The following is a 14701-nucleotide window of genomic DNA, read 5'->3' as shown; positions in this document are numbered from 1 at the left end:
TCGTCCACAGAACGACGTTCGCCGCCACGCCGCCGGCTGGGCATTGCCGATGCTGGGTGCCTCATCGAACGTACGTCGGAGGCTCTCATGAACATCGTCCTTTCGCTGCCCCACGCGCTGACGTCCCTGTTCGTCGTGGTCGCCGAGCGGATCCCGTTCGACGTCACCGCCGTGCCATGGCGGGTGGGCGCGCCCCACAGGAGGGCCGCCATCAGAGCGATCGGCAGTCCGGCGCTGCTGGTCACCCATCAGCCGACACGGTGGAGACCCGGCCGGACCAGCCTCACGGCCGACGAACGGCGCCTGCTGCGCCGATCCGGGGAGCACCTCGTCGTCTCCACGACGGTGCCACCGCACGAGCTGCCCGGCGGCGTACAGCTCGCCCGCGCGACGGCCCGCGCGCTGGCCCGCGCGTACGACGGCCTGCTGATCGACCCCCTGAGCGGCATGGCGGTGCCCGCGTGCGAGAGGGCTGAGGGGGAGCCGGTGGACTTCGACCTGGGCGACGACTGGCTGGGCTGGGACATCCACCCCCACGACACCACCCGCCTTCGGCCTGCCTCCTCGGTGGGCCCCCCACCTGGGAGCCCTCCCGCCGCGCTATCCCTCTCGGCCGTCACCCCGGCCTGGAGCCCTCGCGCGCTGGGGCTGAGCCCTCGCGCACCTGAGCCGGGTGTCCGCGATGGCCTGGGTGTCACCTCGCGAGGACTCCGGCGCTTCGCCGTGCCCGAGATCACCCTCGACGGCGGGGCCTGCACCCACCACCGATGCGCCATCGGCCTGCTGCGCACGGTCGCCCACCGCCTGGTCACCGACCAGCTGGCCTTCGTCGCCGCCCACCCTGACATCCGGCAGCGCGCCATCGACGACCATCTGCGGATAGAGCCGCTCCGGCCCGGTGAGCCGCCCTTCGCCGTCCGCCTCACCCCCTGCGAGACCGGCTCCCCCGAGCCAGGACGAGCGGGCGGCACCACCCGCCTCAAGGTCGCCCCCGCAGGCGGCACCGACCAGGCCACCTGCCTCAGAGCCGGCCCACCCCCAGGCTTCCCAGACACCTTCGACGCCCGGCCCCACGCGAGCCCTGGAGCCACCCTGACCGCAATCGACGGCCACACCTCGGACCCATCACGGGCTCTCGCCGCTTGAGCCCGCCGGTTATGGCCAGGGGTAGGTCCCCGGTGAGACGACTTCGCCCGAAGACAACATCAACGGTGGAACAGGCCCCCGGTGCGACAGGTCAACGCGACCAGCCGGTTACGGACGCTCGCTCGTCGGTTGCTGGGTGACGGGCAGCTCGCCAGCGGCTGGAGGTTGCTCGGTACCCGGATGCTGGCCGGCAGCGGCGGGCAGACCCGTGACGGCGGGTTGTCCCGTGACGGCCGGTTCGTCCCTGAGGGATGGCTGGGCGGTTGCCGGGGGCTGGGGCACGGCAGAGGCGGGCAGGGTCGGGGAGAAGGCGTGCCACTCACGGGGCTTGTCAGTGGGGCCCTGGGAGGAGGCTGCCCAGACTGCCTCCGCGCAGATGAGGCGAGCGGCCTCGACAGGCTCGGCGTCGCGGACGTGATAGCCCTCTTCGTCACGCCACAGGACGGTGACAATGCCGGTGACCAGCGTCGTGCCACTCATCACGTCCTCGTACACCACCCGGCGGTTCACGGTCAGTGTCTCGTGGTCCGGAGCTCCAGCGCTCTCCCAGCGCCAGCCCCGGCAGGTGTCGCCGGGCTCGGCCTTGTTGACGCGGATGTCGGTGACGAACGTACGGGCACCGTCCCGGTTGAGGATCGCGGAGGTACGCATGCGGGTGACCAGAGCCCGTGCCAGCTCATGGCGGCGCTCAACCGGCCAGTTCACAGCTTCGTGCGAGATCGGCAGCCACTGCGGGCCGAGGTCGGGATACCGCCCTGCCAACGCCCTCCACCAGTCCGGCCACCCCTCACGCTCAGCCGTCTCGGCCAGGCTGCGCTGCCTCAACGTCTCCGCCATCCGGTCGAACGGAGTGTCAGGAGGCAGCCCTCTGGCGGTCAGGAAATCGGCCATGGTCGCCCCCTGCCGGGCGAGCCGCTCCTCCAGTACGGCCTGCTCGCGCGCGACCCGAGCCGCCGGCCAGTCGGCCGCCTCAGAAACCGGCACCTGGACCGGCAGAGCCCTTTGCTGCCCTGGACCGCCAAGACTCCCCGAAGGCGCCGCGCCCACCCCGGGCACTCCAACGCTCCCAGGAACAGCCGACGCCCCAACCTCTGCCGAGAAACGCCCCGCGCCGGCAGCCGACGTTCTGTCACCTGTCGGAAGGCCCGGTACGTCAGACGCCAGAACCTCCGGGACGGGCGGGTGGGTCCGCGCGCCGGAGGCCGGTGTTCCGGCGTCTGGCTGCGTGCTTTGGGCATGGGTGGCTGGGCCCCTGAGATCTGCCGGTGGGGCTTGGCTGTGGGTGGCTGGGCCCCTCAGGTCTGGCGGTGGGGCTTGGGCATCGGTGGCTGGGACTCCCGGGCCTGGAGGGGAGGCTCCTGTATCGGAGGCTGGTGGTCCCCCGCCTGGCGGCAGATCGTGTGCGCCGGTGGCCGGAGCGCCGAAGGCTGTTGGGTGGGCTTGTGCGTCGGAGGCCGGTGGTCGAGCGTCTTGTGGAAGTGCCTGTGCGTCGCCGGCCGGAGACCCGGAGGGGGTCGGGCTGGTCTGTGTGCCGGCGGCCGGTGGGAGGCTCTGTCCGTCGGCGGCCGGCGTTTGCAGGTCGGGTAGCGGGCTCTGGGCGTGGAGAGTCGGCGTGTTCGAGTCTGCTGGGACGTCGGTGGCCGAGCCCCTCAGGCCGGGTGGGAGGTTCTGGGCGTCGGTGGGTGGGCCACTCAGGGCCGGTGGCCGGCTCTCCGCCTCGGGAGCCGGTGTATGCGGGTCAGGCAGGAGGCTCTGTGCAGGGGAAGCCGGTGGTGTCGCGTTCGAAAGGAAGTCTTGGGGGTCAGCACCGGACAGGCTTTCGACATGGTCGGGGCGGGCGTGTCTGGCAGGGTCGAAGGCATCTCTGATCGGCCAGAACCGGATCAGCCATCGTTCGGGCTCCCTGCTCTCGTACGCCTTCTCTAACTCCTCCTCCGACGCGGTCTGCGGAAGCTTTCCGGCAGGCTGGGAGTGCGCGGTCAGGCCGTACAGGAAGTGCGGTGGGCCGATGACGAAGCGCTCGGTGGCGTCCTCCGCGACCGAGCCGACGGCCACGAAGCCGGTGCCGCCCTCGATGGTGGTGTTCTCGACGGGGATCCAGGCGGGGGCCGGCTCGGGTGGCCGCGAGTCCCAGGCTTCCAGGCGGATGTGGGCGAGGTCGCCGTCACCGGGACTCTCCAGGAGGATGTCACCGTCGTTGCGTTCGAAGAAGATGGCGAGCTCCCCGAACTCCACCAGCACCGTGTTGTCGAGACCACGGATCAGACGTGCCACCGGACCTGCCTTCGCCCTCATAGTTGATCACTGGCTTCGGAGCTTAGAGGACTCTGCCGACAAACCAGATCAGCGAGCTCACCGCCTGCGATGCGGCTTATTACGCCTGGGTCCGGAACGTCCGGGAGTGATCGTTCGTACACCAGATGTGACCCAATTCGAAAACCTTGATCAGGGACTGCGAGAGGCGCGGGAGGGAGTTCGGAGGTTCGACCATCTGGCGGGGCGGCGGTCGGCGATCGCGGCCCAGGTTCGGGAGGTCAGCGAGCTGATCGGTCAGCTGGAGGTGGAGCTCGCCAAGGAGCGGCACGATGTGGCCAGGCTGGAGGGCGGCTTCGCGGGGTTCGTGGCCGGATTGGTCGGGTCCAAGCAGGAGCGGCTGACCAAGGAGCGGGCCGAGGCGGAAGCGGTCCACGAGCGGCTGGACGGACAGCGGGGGAGGCTGGCGCAGCTGACCGGCGACCTCGACCGCACCGACCGCGAGCTCGCCGAGACCGCTGGGGCGCACGAGTCCTACAGGCGGCTGCTTGCTGAGAAGGAGCGCCTGCTCGTGGAGCTGGGCGACGACCGAGGAGCCAGGCTCATGGAGCTGGCCACGCTGCTGGCCGACGCGCTGGCCGACCTCCGGGAGCACGAGGAGGCGCTCCAGGTAGGCATGACCGCAGGCCAGGCCGTGGGCCAGATGCTGAGCCTGCTCAACAAGGCACGCGGGGCCTCGACCTGGGACATGCTCGGTGGCGGCGCCTACACCGACGCCGTCGAGCGTCACCACCTCAAGGCGGCGGACCAGACGGCGTGGCATGCCCAGCGGGCACTCGACGTCTTCTCCCGGGAACTCGCCGACCTCGGCTGGGTGGCCGACCCGCGGCTGCCCGAGGTGGACACCCGGTGGTTCGCCGACGTGTTCTTCGACAACATCATCACCGACGCCCTCAAGCACCAGCGCATCAACCGCACCCGTGACGCCGTCGCCGAGATGTCCCAATGGGTCGGCGAAGCCGTGCGTACGCTCACCCAGCGCAGCGGCGAGTTGCACCAGCGTCGTGAGGAGCTGCTTCTGGAGAGGGAGCGGCTGATCGCCGCTTGAGCTCTTCAGGGAGAGGGGCTGGTGGGTGGTCGGGCTGTCAGTACGTGTGGGGGCGGCCTCGGGTGATGGCGCGTGCTGCCGTCAGGGATTGGCCGATGGCCGTGGGGATGTCGAGCACCGGAAAGATGACATGGCGTACGACGCGGAGGCGGTCCACTACCAGGATGAGGCGTTTGAGGCGCATCGCCTGACCTGCGCGGAACGTCGGCAGGCGAAGTGCTGCCGCCAGCCTCAGGTCCATGTCGGAGAGCAGGGGGAACGCGATGCCCTCAGCCTCGGCGAAGGCGGCCTGCTCGTCGGGCCGTTGCGTGCTCACTCCGTGGACGGCGATCCCCTCGGCGGCGAACTCGGGCAGTCTGTCACGGAAGAGACGGTTCTCCAGGGTGCACCCCATCGCGCCAGGGATGTCGTCCCAGCGTGGCGGCAGGGCACCGGGCGAGCCTGCCGCGGGATAGACGAACAGCACCGTGGCTCCGGCATCCGCGACCACGTCACTCCACCCCGTGTCAGTAACGCCGACCACCTCTGAGCCGACCTGCGCCACCGTGGCCGTACGGACCGGCGCCACCGCGGCCGTATCGATCTGTGCCACGGTGGCCGTACCGACCTGCTCCACCGTGGCCGTACCGACCTGAGGAGCCGAGTCGGGCGGCACCGTGGTCTCGGGTCTTGGGAGGGGCTGCGCTGTGCTCGCGGGGCTTGACGGGAGGACGCTTGTGGGCTCTGGCGCGGGGGCGGGAGTGGGGCCGCCGGCGATGGCGGGGGCGGGGGTGGAAGCGGGCAGCACCGTCTCACCCAGGTCGAGGCGGGCGCTGGGGCTGTGGAGCGACGGGTGAGGTTGGTCGAACTGGTCGCTGCGCTCCGCTGGATCGGTCTGGTCCAGGTGGTGGTCTGAGGGTCGTTGCGGTGGGTGAGTTTCGTGGGGGTGGGAAGGGCCGCGTTCTCCTGGCTGGGTGCGGTTGGGGTGGGGGTGCGGAGTGCGTTGCGGGGTCGGGGGTCCCTCGGGGTCGGGTGGGAGGAGGGGACGGGCTGTGGGGCGGGGACGGGTGGCGGGGAGGGAGAGTGGGGCGGGGATGCGGGTGCCGAGGAGGGCGTGGACTCGGGTGGTTTCCGAGTTGTGGGATTCCGGCAGGGCGGTGAGGGCGCCGGCGCCGAGCAGCCAGCGGTCCGCCCAGTCCTGCATGGTGATGAGCAGGGGTGCCAGGGCCCAGCCGGTGTCCGTCAGGACGTACTCATGGCGTACAGGCCGGGTCTGGTAGGGGTCGCGGGTCAGGACGCCATGCTCGACCAGGTGTTTCAGGCGGTCGGTGAGGATCTTGCGGGAGATGCCGAGCTCGCCGAGCAGGTCTTCGAAGCGCCGGTGCCCGCGGGCCACCTCGCGCACGATGAGCAGGCTCCACCAGTCGCCGATGACGGCGGCTGCCTGGGCGATCGAGCATTGGGCGTCCTGCGCACGCAACTCCCGGCTCATAAGGCGAATATATCGGGATAAGTCTCTTTAGGGAACTGACTGACCGGCCGTGCCGAGCGGGCGTGCAGAGGAAGGGTTGCTCAGCTCAGGTGGCGTTCCAGTGACTCGACCTTGCTCGTCATGCCGTCGGTGACCCCCGAGCGCATGTCGGCCTTGAGCACCAGTCCCACGCGGGGCGCCACCTCGGCCACGGCGTCCACGGCGTTCTTGATCACCCCCATCACCTCGTCCCAGTCGCCCTCGATCGTGGTGAACATGGCGTCGGTGTGGTTGGGCAGGCCGCTCTCGCGCACGACCTTGACGGCGCGGGCGACGGGCTCGGCGACGCCTTCGCCGACGCCGAGCGGGGTGATGGAGAATGCCACGATCACGATGTGCCCCCTTGAGGCTCCTGACGCGGACCGTCCGCGCCGACGAACGTGGCCAGGGGCCGCTCGAGCCGGTCCTGCTCGTCGGCGGTCAGCTTCGCGAAGATGGCGGCGCTCACCTGGCTCTGGAGATCTTCGATCCTAGCGAGTGCCTGCCGGCCGGTTTCGGTCAGCACCAGTACGGCCGGCCTCGGGGCGCCGTGCGAGCAGGCCCTCCGTTTCGAGGGCGGCCACCAGCGGGGTGACCGCGCGTCCCCTGACCCCCAGCGTCTGGGCGACTTCGACCATCTTGAGCCCGGCGGCGCCGTCGTCGACGCGCTGCTCGCCCGGCCCGGGTGGCGTGCACGGGGTCTCCTCGGTGCAGACCTCGCGTACGGCCGGCTTCAGGGGCGAGGTTGCTCCAGGGCCTGACACTGGCCGACGCCGCCCGGAAGGCAGGCGTCGCCCATGTCGTCTACAGGAGTGTCGGAGGTTACAGGAGCGTCGGAGGTGTCGAGCGGGCGCGCGGCATCCCGCATTTCGCCACCGAGTGGGAGATCGAGCAGCACATCCAGCGCTCCGGCCTGCCCTGCACGTTCCTGCGGCCGATCACCTTCACTGACGTGTTCATGATGAAGGGCGCGGCCATCGGGCTGGGCATGATGGCCGCGGTGCTGGGACGTGGCAAGACCCGCAGGTGATCGCGGTGCGGGACATCGGCGTCTTCGCCCGGCCGGTGTTCGAGGATCCGGACCGGTACGCCGGTCAGGCCCTGGAGCCGGCCGGTGACGAGCTCACCGTGCCTCAGATCGCGCGGACGGTGGGCAAGAGGTATGCGACCTTCCCGAAGGCGCTGCTGCGCCTGATGGGCAAGGGGAGCAGGATGCTCTTCTGGTTCGGGGAGTCGGGTTACGACGCCGGCATCCCCGCCCTCCGCGCGCTCCACCCCGGCCTGCTCAGCCTCGACGGATGGCCGACCGGTGGTCAGCGCCAGGACGCGCGCTGACCGGTCACTGGTGGATGTGCTCTTCCTCTTCCTCGTCCTCGCTGGGACCGTCGGAGGGCTCGACCCCGAGCACGGCCTCGCGCGGCTCGATCTCGTCGATGTGCTCGACGAGCTGCAGCACGTGCTCGGGCTCGATCAGCCACTGCAGGGCGGAGGCGCCGGTCTCGTCGGCGGAGACGAGCTCCGCCTGCTCGGCGCGCTCCTCGTCGGAGAGCTCGGCGTCGGGGTGGCGGATCTCGGCCAGCGCCGCAGCCTGGAGAGCGTCCACGTCGAGCACTTCGACCGTCAGCTCGACCGTGAGACGTAGGAACTTCTGTGCATCACTCATGGCGACGAGCCTAGGGCAGCTTCCACTCCACAGGCGCCGCGCCTTGCTGGACGAGGAGCTGATTGGCACGGCTGAACGGCTGGGAGCCGAAGAACCCGTTACGGGCCGACAACGGTGAGGGGTGGGCCGACTCGACACGCGGCACCTTGCCGAGCATCGGCGCGAGGTTGCGCGCGTCGCGACCCCACAGGATCGCCACCATCGGCTTGTCGCGGGCCACGAGGGCGCGGATGGCCTGCTCGGTGACCTCTTCCCAGCCCTTGCCGCGGTGTGAGGCGGGCTTGCCCGGCATCACGGTCAGCACCCTGTTGAGCAGCAGCACGCCCTGGTCGGCCCAGGGCGTGAGGTCGCCGTTGGCGGGGCGGGGCAGGCCGAGGTCGCTCTCCATCTCCTTGTAGATGTTGAGCAGGCTGCCCGGCAGCGGCCGCACGTCGGCGGCGACGGAGAACGACAACCCGATCGGGTGGCCGGGCGTGGGATAGGGATCCTGGCCCACGATGAGCACCTTCACCTCGTCGAAGGGCTGGTTGAAGGCGCGCAGCACATGAGCCCCCGCGGGGAGGTACTGCCTGCCTTCGGCGATTTCCTTGCGCAGGAACTCGCCCATCTGGGAGATCCGCTCGGATACGGGCGCGAGAGCCTCGGCCCATCCGGCTTCGACGACTTCGTTCAGGGGAAGACCGGCCATGGCCGATGAGCTTAGTCAGGTCCGGTACGGCATGCGTACCGAACGGGGGAGAATGATCATAAAGGCGGGCGCCCGCGGGGTGCGGGCGCCCGCGGGGGCTACTTGACAGAGCCGGCCATCATGCCCTGGACGAAGTAGCGCTGGAAGGCGAAGAACAGAACCAGCGGGATGATCAGTGACATGAAGGCGCCGGACGACAGGATGTCGATGTTGGTGCCGAACTGCCGCATCTGAGACTGCAGCGCCTTGGTCATCGGCTGGCTGTCGGTGTTGGCGAAGACCAGGGCGATGAGCATGTCGTTCCAGACCCAGAGGAACTGGAAGATCCCCAGCGAGGCGATGGCGGGCTTGCCCAGCGGGAACACGATCTGGACGAAGATCTTCCACTCCGGGGCGCCGTCCATCCGCGCCGCCTCCAGCAGCGAGGACGGGATGCCGACGAAGAAGTTACGCAGCAGGAAGATCGCGAACGGCAGCCCGAAGGCGACGTGGAACAGCACCACGCCGGGGATCGTGCCGAAGATCCCGACGCCTCCGTAGATCACGGCCACCGGGATGAGCGCGATCTGGATCGGCACGATGAGCAGCCCGACCACGATCAGGAAGAGCGTGTCGCGGCCCTTGAAGTCCATCCAGGCGAACGCGTAGGCCGCCATCGCGGCGATCCCGATCACCAGGATGGTGGTCGGCACGGTGATCGCCACCGTGTTCCAGAAGGACGCGGTGAAGCCGCTGGCCAGCAGGCTGCGGTAGCTCTCGAAGGTGATCTCGGCCGGCTTGGTGAAGATGGTCCACCAGCCCTCGGCCGCGTTGACCTCCGGCGTGCGCAGTGAGACCACCAGGAGCCCGAGTGTGGGCACCAGCCAGAACAGTCCGAGCAGCACCATCACGACCTGGAGGGCGCCGCCTCCCAGGCGGTCGACGATCCGGCCGACCAGGCTTCTCTGTGGCGCTCCCGCGTGCGTCGGCGCGGGGGCCGTGGCCGTCGCGGTCGTCATGTGTCTTCCCTCCTGAACCTGCGGATATTCATGATCATGAAGGGCAGGACCAGAATGAGCAGGAAGATGGCGAGCGCGCTGCCGAGCCCCTGGTTGTTCCCGCCGCCGAACGACACGCGCCACATCTCCAGCGCGACCACGTTCGCCTCCGGCTGGACCGACGCCGGCGCGATGATGAAGACCAGGTCGAACACCTTCAGCGTATTGATGATCATCGTGACGAAGACGACGAGCAGCACCGGTGAGAGCAGCGGCACGGTGATCCGCCGGAACACCTGCCATTCCGTGGCGCCGTCGATGCGGGCGGCCTCCAGCGAGTCACGCGGGATGGCCGCCAGTCCCGCCGCGATCAGCACCATGGCGAATCCTGCCCACACCCAGACGAACGCACCGATGATCGCCGGTGTGATGAGCGTCGGGCCGAGCCAGGTCAGGCCGTTGTAGGCGCCCACGAAGTTCGCCTGCGGTAGTCGTACGTCATAGGAACCTGCAGGCAGGCCCTCGAACCGGAAGGAGCCGTCCTCGGCCGTGGTGGCGGTGCCCGCCACCTGGCCGTTGCTGACCGCTTCCACGGTCATGCCGGGCAGCCCCTTCTCGGAGCCGTCCACGGCGCCGTTAACACCGCCGCCACCAGGGGTGAAGTCGAACCAGACGGTGCCCGAGAGCTGGTCGCCGCCCGTGGCGGCGCGGGCGGGCTGGGCCTCGGCCGGCATGAACTCCGGCTTGACGCCGACGATCGGGATCAGCACCGGCTGACCGGACTGCATCGGCTGCTTGGTGACGACCGCGCCGCCCTCCGCGGCGACCGCGGACTGCTCGCCCTCACGCGGCCGGGCGCCCGGATAGCCCTGCGAGGAGGAGAACGTGTCGTGCACGGTGGTCAGGATGGCGTTGGCCACGCCCTTGTCCGGGTCCTCGTCGTACACGAGGCGGAAGATCACGCCGGCGGCCATCAGGGAGACGGCCATCGGCATGAAGACGATCAGCTTGAACGCGGTCGCCCACTTGATGCGCTCGGTCATCACCGCGAAGATCAGACCCAGCGTGGTGACCATGATCGGTGCGGCGATCACCCAGATGAGGTTGTTCCGGATGGTCTTGAGCATGCTGCCGTCGGTGAAGATCGTCACATAGTTGCCGAGCCCGACGAACCCGTCACCGGGAGCGTCGAACAGGCTGCGGAAGATGGAGTAGACGATCGGATAGACCACCCAGATTCCCAGCAGCAGGGCCGCGGGGAGCAGGAAGGCGACGGCCATCATCGGGGATGGGCCGAGGCGTCGTTGCTTACGGGGGGTGTCAGCGGGTCCCGAGGTGGACCCGCCCGAGGTTTCCTCGGGCGGGGCCTGCGGGCCGTCCAACCTTTCGGTCACGGCCTTACCCTCTTTACTTCCAGGCCTTCTTGGCCTCGGCTTCGAGCGCCTCCTGGGCGCCCTTGATGTCGGTCGGCTTGCGCAGGAAGTCCTGCAGAACCTTCCACTCGCCCTTGCCGTCGGTGCCGCCGAACGCGCTCGGCGCCAGGTCGGACATGTCGTAGCGGACCGCGTCGCCGGCGGAGATGATCGTCTGGCCGAGGGCCTTGGTCAGCGGGTCCGGGTAGTTGTCAGGCGAGACGTTCTTGTTGGGGGAGAGGTAGCCGGGCAGCTTGGCCCAGATCTCGCCGCCTTCCTTGGAAGCCAGGAACTGCAGCAGCGCCATGGCTCCGGGGGAGTCCTTCATGGCCACCGCGACGTCGCCGCCGAGCACGACGGGAGCGGTGTCGCCGACCTTCGGGAACGGGAAGTACTTGGCCTCCTCGCCGACCTTGGCGCCCGACTCGACGGCCGTGACGGCCACGAAGTCGGCCTCGATGACCATGGCGGCCTCGTCCTGGCCGTAGACCTTGGTCACACAGGTCGGGAAGTCGGTCTGCAGCGCGCCGCTGTTGCCCTCGGCGAGGAACTCCTTCTTGCCCACGATCTCGGCGATCTTCTCCAGGGCGGTGCCGACGCTGGCGTCGGTCCACGGGATCTCGTGCTTGGAGAGCTGGTCGTACTTCTCCGGGCCCGCGGTCGACAGGTAGACGTTCTCGAACAGGTCGGTCAGCGTCCAGCCGGAGGCGCCGCAGAAGGAGAAGGGCGGGGTGCCGGAGTCGGCGATGGTCTGCCCGGCCTTGATCAGCTCGTCCCAGGTGGCCGGCGGCTGCACGCCGGCCTCCTCGAACGCCTGCGAGCGGTACCACACCAGGGACTTGTGCGCCGCCTTGATCAGCACGCCGTACACCTGGCCGTCGGCGGAGCCCAGCTCCTTCCAGTACGGCGTGTAGTTGGCGTCGATCTCCTTGGTGACGTCCGCGCCGAGCGGCTTGAGCGCGTCCTGGTCGGCGTACTGCTGCACCAGGCCGGGCTGCGGGAGGATCGCTACGTCGGGCGGGCTGCCGCCCTGGATGCGCGGGCCGAGGTAGGCGCCGGTGTCCTCGCCGGTGGAGGCGTAGGTGACCTTGGCGCCGGTCTTGTCGGAGAAGGCCTTGAGGACCTGCTCGAAGTTCTTCTGCTCCTCGCCGGTCCACTTGGCGGCGACTTCGAGTGAGACGCCCTCAAGGGTCTTGGCGGCCGCCTGGGTCGGCGACGCCTCCCCGGTCGGCTGCGTGGTCGTCGGCGCGTTGCCGCCGCAGGCGGTGACGGCTACCGCCAACCCCGCCAGGATCGCTACTGCTCTGCCTTTTCGCATGGCTGCCTCACTGGGTTTTGATGATCTCTTCGAGTTCGGCTTTCAACGAGGCCGCCACGTCGTCGGCGGACTCGGAAGACTGGGGTTTGAGCGCCTTGGCGACCGTGCTGGCGATCACCAGGCTGAGCTGGTTGTAGTTGGCGCCTGCCGCACGCGGCTTGGCGGCCAGGATGCTCTCCTTGAGTACGGGAAGGTACGGAAAGCGGTCGATCAGCTCGGGATCGTCGTAAAGCTCCGTCCACACCGGCGGGAAGGACCCTTCGGTGAGGACACGGCGCTCGTTCTCCAGACTCGTGAAGTAGCGGATGAACTCCTGTGCGGTGTGCTGATGCTTGGAGAAGGCGCTGATGGCGAGATTGATGCCGCCCAGCGCGCTGGAGCCGGGCCCGTTGAGCCCGGGCAGTCTGGTCACCGCCACCTTGTCGCCGAGCCTGACCCTGGCCGGGCCGTAGGCGTGCGGCCAGTTGCGGGCGAAGGCGAGCCGGCCTTCCTGGAAGGCCAGGCGGGACTCCTCCTCCTTGTAGTCCAAGGCCTCCTCGGGGATCCACTTCTCGCGCAGGCCCTGCTTGAGGAAGTCGAGCGCGATCGCGGCCTTGGCGGGGTCGAGGGTCACCGTGGAGCCGTCAGGGCTGACGATCTGCCCGCCCGCCGACTGCACGGCCTCGGAGAAGTTGACGGTCAGCCCCTCGTAGGCGAGGAACTGCCCGGCGTAACCCTCGATGTCATGCTTTTTCGTGATTTTTAGGGCTTGTTGGCGAAGTTCCGCCCAAGTGCGTGGCGGTTTCTTCACCAGGTCGGTGCGGTAGTAGAGCAGACCCGCATTGCTCGTGTAGGGGACCGCCCAGAGCTTGTCCTGATAGATGGCGGTCTCCACGACAGGCGGCAGGAACTTGTCGAGCGGGAACAACCCGCGCTCCAAGGGGATGATCCAGCCGTTGTCGGCGAACTCCGCCGTCCATACGACGTCGAGTCCGAGCACGTCGTAACGGTCGCTCTGAGCTTGCAGGTTGGCCGCTATCTGAGCGCGTTGCTCGTCGGCGACCTCGGGTAGTTCGAGCAGCGTCACCTTTTCGGCCGGGTGGGCCTGGTTCCAGCGATCCAGCAAGGGTTGCAGGTATGCCGTGGTGTCGCGCCCCGTGGCGAAGGTGATCGGGCCGGTTCCGCTGGCTCCGGTTCCACCGCCGCCCTCTTGGCTCACTGTCGAGCATCCGGCCACCACGAGGGCGGCCAGTGCGACTGACAGTGAGCGAATCATCCGGTTGAGCTCCGGTTTCTTCGGGGTTACATACATGTTAGGTAGATGCATTCATGTTAGGCAGCCAGTAATCTGGTGGTCAACGGGTGTCCACGTAACGCATCCGTAACACACGGGGAGGTGAGGTGTGCGGCTTCACCTGCTTGCGCTTCTGGCGAAGGAGCCTGCCCACGGCTATGAGCTCAAACAGGCGCTCGAACAGACCTTCGGCAGCGCCTATCCATCGCCCAACATCGGGCAGATCTATGTGACGTTGAACCGGCTCGAAAAGGACGGCCTCGTCCGGGCCGTGGACGTCGAGCAGTCCAACCGGCCCAACAAGAAGGTCTATTACCTCACCGCCAAGGGCCGCGACGTGCTCACTCTATGGGTGGACGAGCCCACGGAGGGGCCGCGGGTCCGCGACGAGTTCTTCATGAAACTGGTCCTGGCGCCGCTCACCGGCATCGCGGACCGGATGGCCCTGATCAACCGGCAGCGTCGCCACTACCTGTCCCTGATGGGCGACCTCAACGCCCTGCTCGACGACACCGAGCCGGATGATCGGGTGGCGACACTGCTGATCGAAGGTGCCATGCTGCACCTGCAAGCCGATCTCGAGTGGCTCGAACGGTGTCAGGAGGACCTGGCATGACCCATGCCGTGCTGAAGACGGTCAATCTGGTGAAGGTCTACTCCGGCGGCGCGGTCCCCGTGCACGCCGTGCGGGGGGTGGACCTGGTGGTGGAGCCGGGTGAGTTCATCGCCGTCATGGGCCCGTCAGGGTCCGGCAAGTCCACGCTCGTGCACATGCTCGGCGGGCTGGACGCCCGCACCAGCGGCGAGATCTGGGTCGACGGCAAGCGCGCCGACACCCTCTCCGAGAGCGCGTGGGCACTGCTGCGCCGGAAGAAGATCGGGTTCGTCTTCCAGTTCTTCAACCTGGTCGCCAACATGACCGTGACCGACAACGTCGAGTTACCCGCGCTGCTGGCGGGGGCCTCGCCCCGGGTCGCCCGCGAGCGCAGGGAGCACCTGCTCGGCGCGCTCAACCTCACCGACCGCGCCGACGCCTCGCCCGCCCAGCTCTCGGGCGGCGAGCAGCAGCGGGTCGCCCTGGCCAGGGCGCTGGCCAACGAGCCGAGCGTGCTGCTGGCCGACGAGCCCACGGGCAACCTCGACAGCCGCAACACCCGCGACGTGCTCCGCCTGCTCAGCAAGGTGCACAAGGACGGCCAGACGATCATCATGGTCACCCACGACGCCCGGGTGGCCGGCCTCGCGGACCGCGTGGTCTGCCTGCTGGACGGCGAGATCGTGGACGACGGCCGGATCGCCCGCCGCCGCACCGGGACTGCCGGAGCGGTGATCGACCTCAGATGAGCCCCGTAACGAGCCCCGTAACGAGCCCCG

At 68.9% G+C, this 14701-nt stretch carries 16 protein-coding genes; 6 read left to right on the top strand and 10 right to left on the bottom strand.

The window, feature by feature from the left end; all coding sequences use genetic code 11:
• Nucleotides 1-87 precede the first annotated feature (87 nt).
• Nucleotides 88-1146, top strand: coding sequence for a hypothetical protein (locus ACTMTF_RS13435; RefSeq protein ID WP_441110883.1), 1059 nt, complete (start codon nucleotides 88-90; stop codon nucleotides 1144-1146).
• Nucleotides 1147-1254: 108 nt separating this feature from the next.
• On the opposite strand, the gene ACTMTF_RS13430 is transcribed toward ACTMTF_RS13435, so the two are convergent.
• On the bottom strand, nucleotides 1255-2130 hold the full coding sequence (locus ACTMTF_RS13430; RefSeq protein ID WP_441110882.1) for a hypothetical protein: 876 nt from the start codon (nucleotides 2128-2130) through the stop codon (nucleotides 1255-1257).
• Between the two features lie 1438 nt (nucleotides 2131-3568).
• On the opposite strand from ACTMTF_RS13430, the gene ACTMTF_RS13425 reads away from it, so the two are divergent.
• Complete coding sequence (locus ACTMTF_RS13425) at nucleotides 3569-4507, top strand: hypothetical protein (RefSeq protein ID WP_441110881.1); 939 nt, start codon at nucleotides 3569-3571, stop codon at nucleotides 4505-4507.
• Nucleotides 4508-4544: 37 nt separating this feature from the next.
• Here ACTMTF_RS13425 and ACTMTF_RS13420 read toward each other — a convergent pair whose 3' ends face one another.
• The 3 genes from ACTMTF_RS13420 to ACTMTF_RS13410 form a co-directional block, all read right to left on the bottom strand.
• The gene (locus tag ACTMTF_RS13420) at nucleotides 4545-5978 is read right to left on the bottom strand and encodes a winged helix-turn-helix transcriptional regulator (RefSeq protein ID WP_441110880.1); all 1434 of its coding nucleotides are present in this window, start codon (nucleotides 5976-5978) and stop codon (nucleotides 4545-4547) included.
• Between the two features lie 80 nt (nucleotides 5979-6058).
• Nucleotides 6059-6349, bottom strand: a complete 291-nt coding sequence (locus ACTMTF_RS13415) for an MTH1187 family thiamine-binding protein (RefSeq protein WP_189138474.1) — start codon at nucleotides 6347-6349, stop codon at nucleotides 6059-6061.
• Entirely contained in the window at nucleotides 6346-6522 is a 177-nt protein-coding gene (locus ACTMTF_RS13410; RefSeq protein ID WP_441110879.1) for a hypothetical protein, read from the bottom strand. Before ACTMTF_RS13410 ends, ACTMTF_RS13415 begins: the two co-directional genes overlap by 4 nt.
• A 219-nt stretch (nucleotides 6523-6741) precedes the next feature.
• On the opposite strand from ACTMTF_RS13410, the gene ACTMTF_RS13405 reads away from it, so the two are divergent.
• On the top strand, nucleotides 6742-7026 hold the full coding sequence (locus tag ACTMTF_RS13405; RefSeq protein WP_441110878.1) for an NmrA family NAD(P)-binding protein: 285 nt from the start codon (nucleotides 6742-6744) through the stop codon (nucleotides 7024-7026).
• A gap of 5 nt (nucleotides 7027-7031) precedes the next feature.
• Nucleotides 7032-7331 carry a hypothetical protein gene (locus ACTMTF_RS13400; RefSeq protein ID WP_441110877.1) on the top strand — a complete coding sequence of 100 codons (300 nt, stop codon included), beginning with the start codon at nucleotides 7032-7034 and terminating at the stop codon, nucleotides 7329-7331.
• A gap of 4 nt (nucleotides 7332-7335) precedes the next feature.
• Here the strand turns inward: ACTMTF_RS13400 and ACTMTF_RS13395 are convergent, their stop codons facing one another.
• From ACTMTF_RS13395 to ACTMTF_RS13370, 6 genes are all read right to left on the bottom strand, one after another.
• On the bottom strand, nucleotides 7336-7659 hold the full coding sequence (locus ACTMTF_RS13395) for a hypothetical protein (RefSeq protein WP_397010362.1): 324 nt from the start codon (nucleotides 7657-7659) through the stop codon (nucleotides 7336-7338).
• 10 nt (nucleotides 7660-7669) lie between these two features.
• Complete coding sequence (locus ACTMTF_RS13390) at nucleotides 7670-8347, bottom strand: uracil-DNA glycosylase (RefSeq protein ID WP_441110876.1); 678 nt, start codon at nucleotides 8345-8347, stop codon at nucleotides 7670-7672.
• Nucleotides 8348-8445: 98 nt separating this feature from the next.
• On the bottom strand, nucleotides 8446-9345 hold the full coding sequence (locus ACTMTF_RS13385) for a carbohydrate ABC transporter permease (protein WP_441110875.1): 900 nt from the start codon (nucleotides 9343-9345) through the stop codon (nucleotides 8446-8448).
• Nucleotides 9342-10718: an ABC transporter permease subunit gene (locus ACTMTF_RS13380; RefSeq protein WP_441110874.1), complete on the bottom strand. Its 1377-nt coding sequence runs from the start codon at nucleotides 10716-10718 to the stop codon at nucleotides 9342-9344. Before ACTMTF_RS13380 ends, ACTMTF_RS13385 begins: the two co-directional genes overlap by 4 nt.
• A gap of 13 nt (nucleotides 10719-10731) precedes the next feature.
• Nucleotides 10732-12054: an ABC transporter substrate-binding protein gene (locus tag ACTMTF_RS13375; RefSeq protein ID WP_441110873.1), complete on the bottom strand. Its 1323-nt coding sequence runs from the start codon at nucleotides 12052-12054 to the stop codon at nucleotides 10732-10734.
• Between the two features lie 7 nt (nucleotides 12055-12061).
• Nucleotides 12062-13309: an ABC transporter substrate-binding protein gene (locus ACTMTF_RS13370; protein WP_441110872.1), complete on the bottom strand. Its 1248-nt coding sequence runs from the start codon at nucleotides 13307-13309 to the stop codon at nucleotides 12062-12064.
• A gap of 127 nt (nucleotides 13310-13436) precedes the next feature.
• Between ACTMTF_RS13370 and ACTMTF_RS13365 the strand changes: the two genes are divergently transcribed.
• Both ACTMTF_RS13365 and ACTMTF_RS13360 read left to right on the top strand, forming a co-directional pair.
• Nucleotides 13437-13943 (top strand): PadR family transcriptional regulator, encoded by a 507-nt coding sequence (locus ACTMTF_RS13365; RefSeq protein ID WP_441110871.1) that lies wholly within the window; start codon nucleotides 13437-13439, stop codon nucleotides 13941-13943.
• Nucleotides 13940-14671: an ABC transporter ATP-binding protein gene (locus ACTMTF_RS13360; protein ID WP_441110870.1), complete on the top strand. Its 732-nt coding sequence runs from the start codon at nucleotides 13940-13942 to the stop codon at nucleotides 14669-14671. The genes ACTMTF_RS13365 and ACTMTF_RS13360 overlap by 4 nt, the downstream gene beginning before the upstream one ends.
• Nucleotides 14672-14701 lie beyond the last annotated feature (30 nt).

The sequence above is a fragment of the Nonomuraea sp. ZG12 genome (assembly GCF_052068115.1).
In the GTDB taxonomy this organism is placed as follows: Bacteria; Actinomycetota; Actinomycetes; order Streptosporangiales; family Streptosporangiaceae; genus Nonomuraea.
Note: the sequence above shows the minus strand (reverse complement) of the source record. Positions and strands in the feature narration are given on the sequence as shown.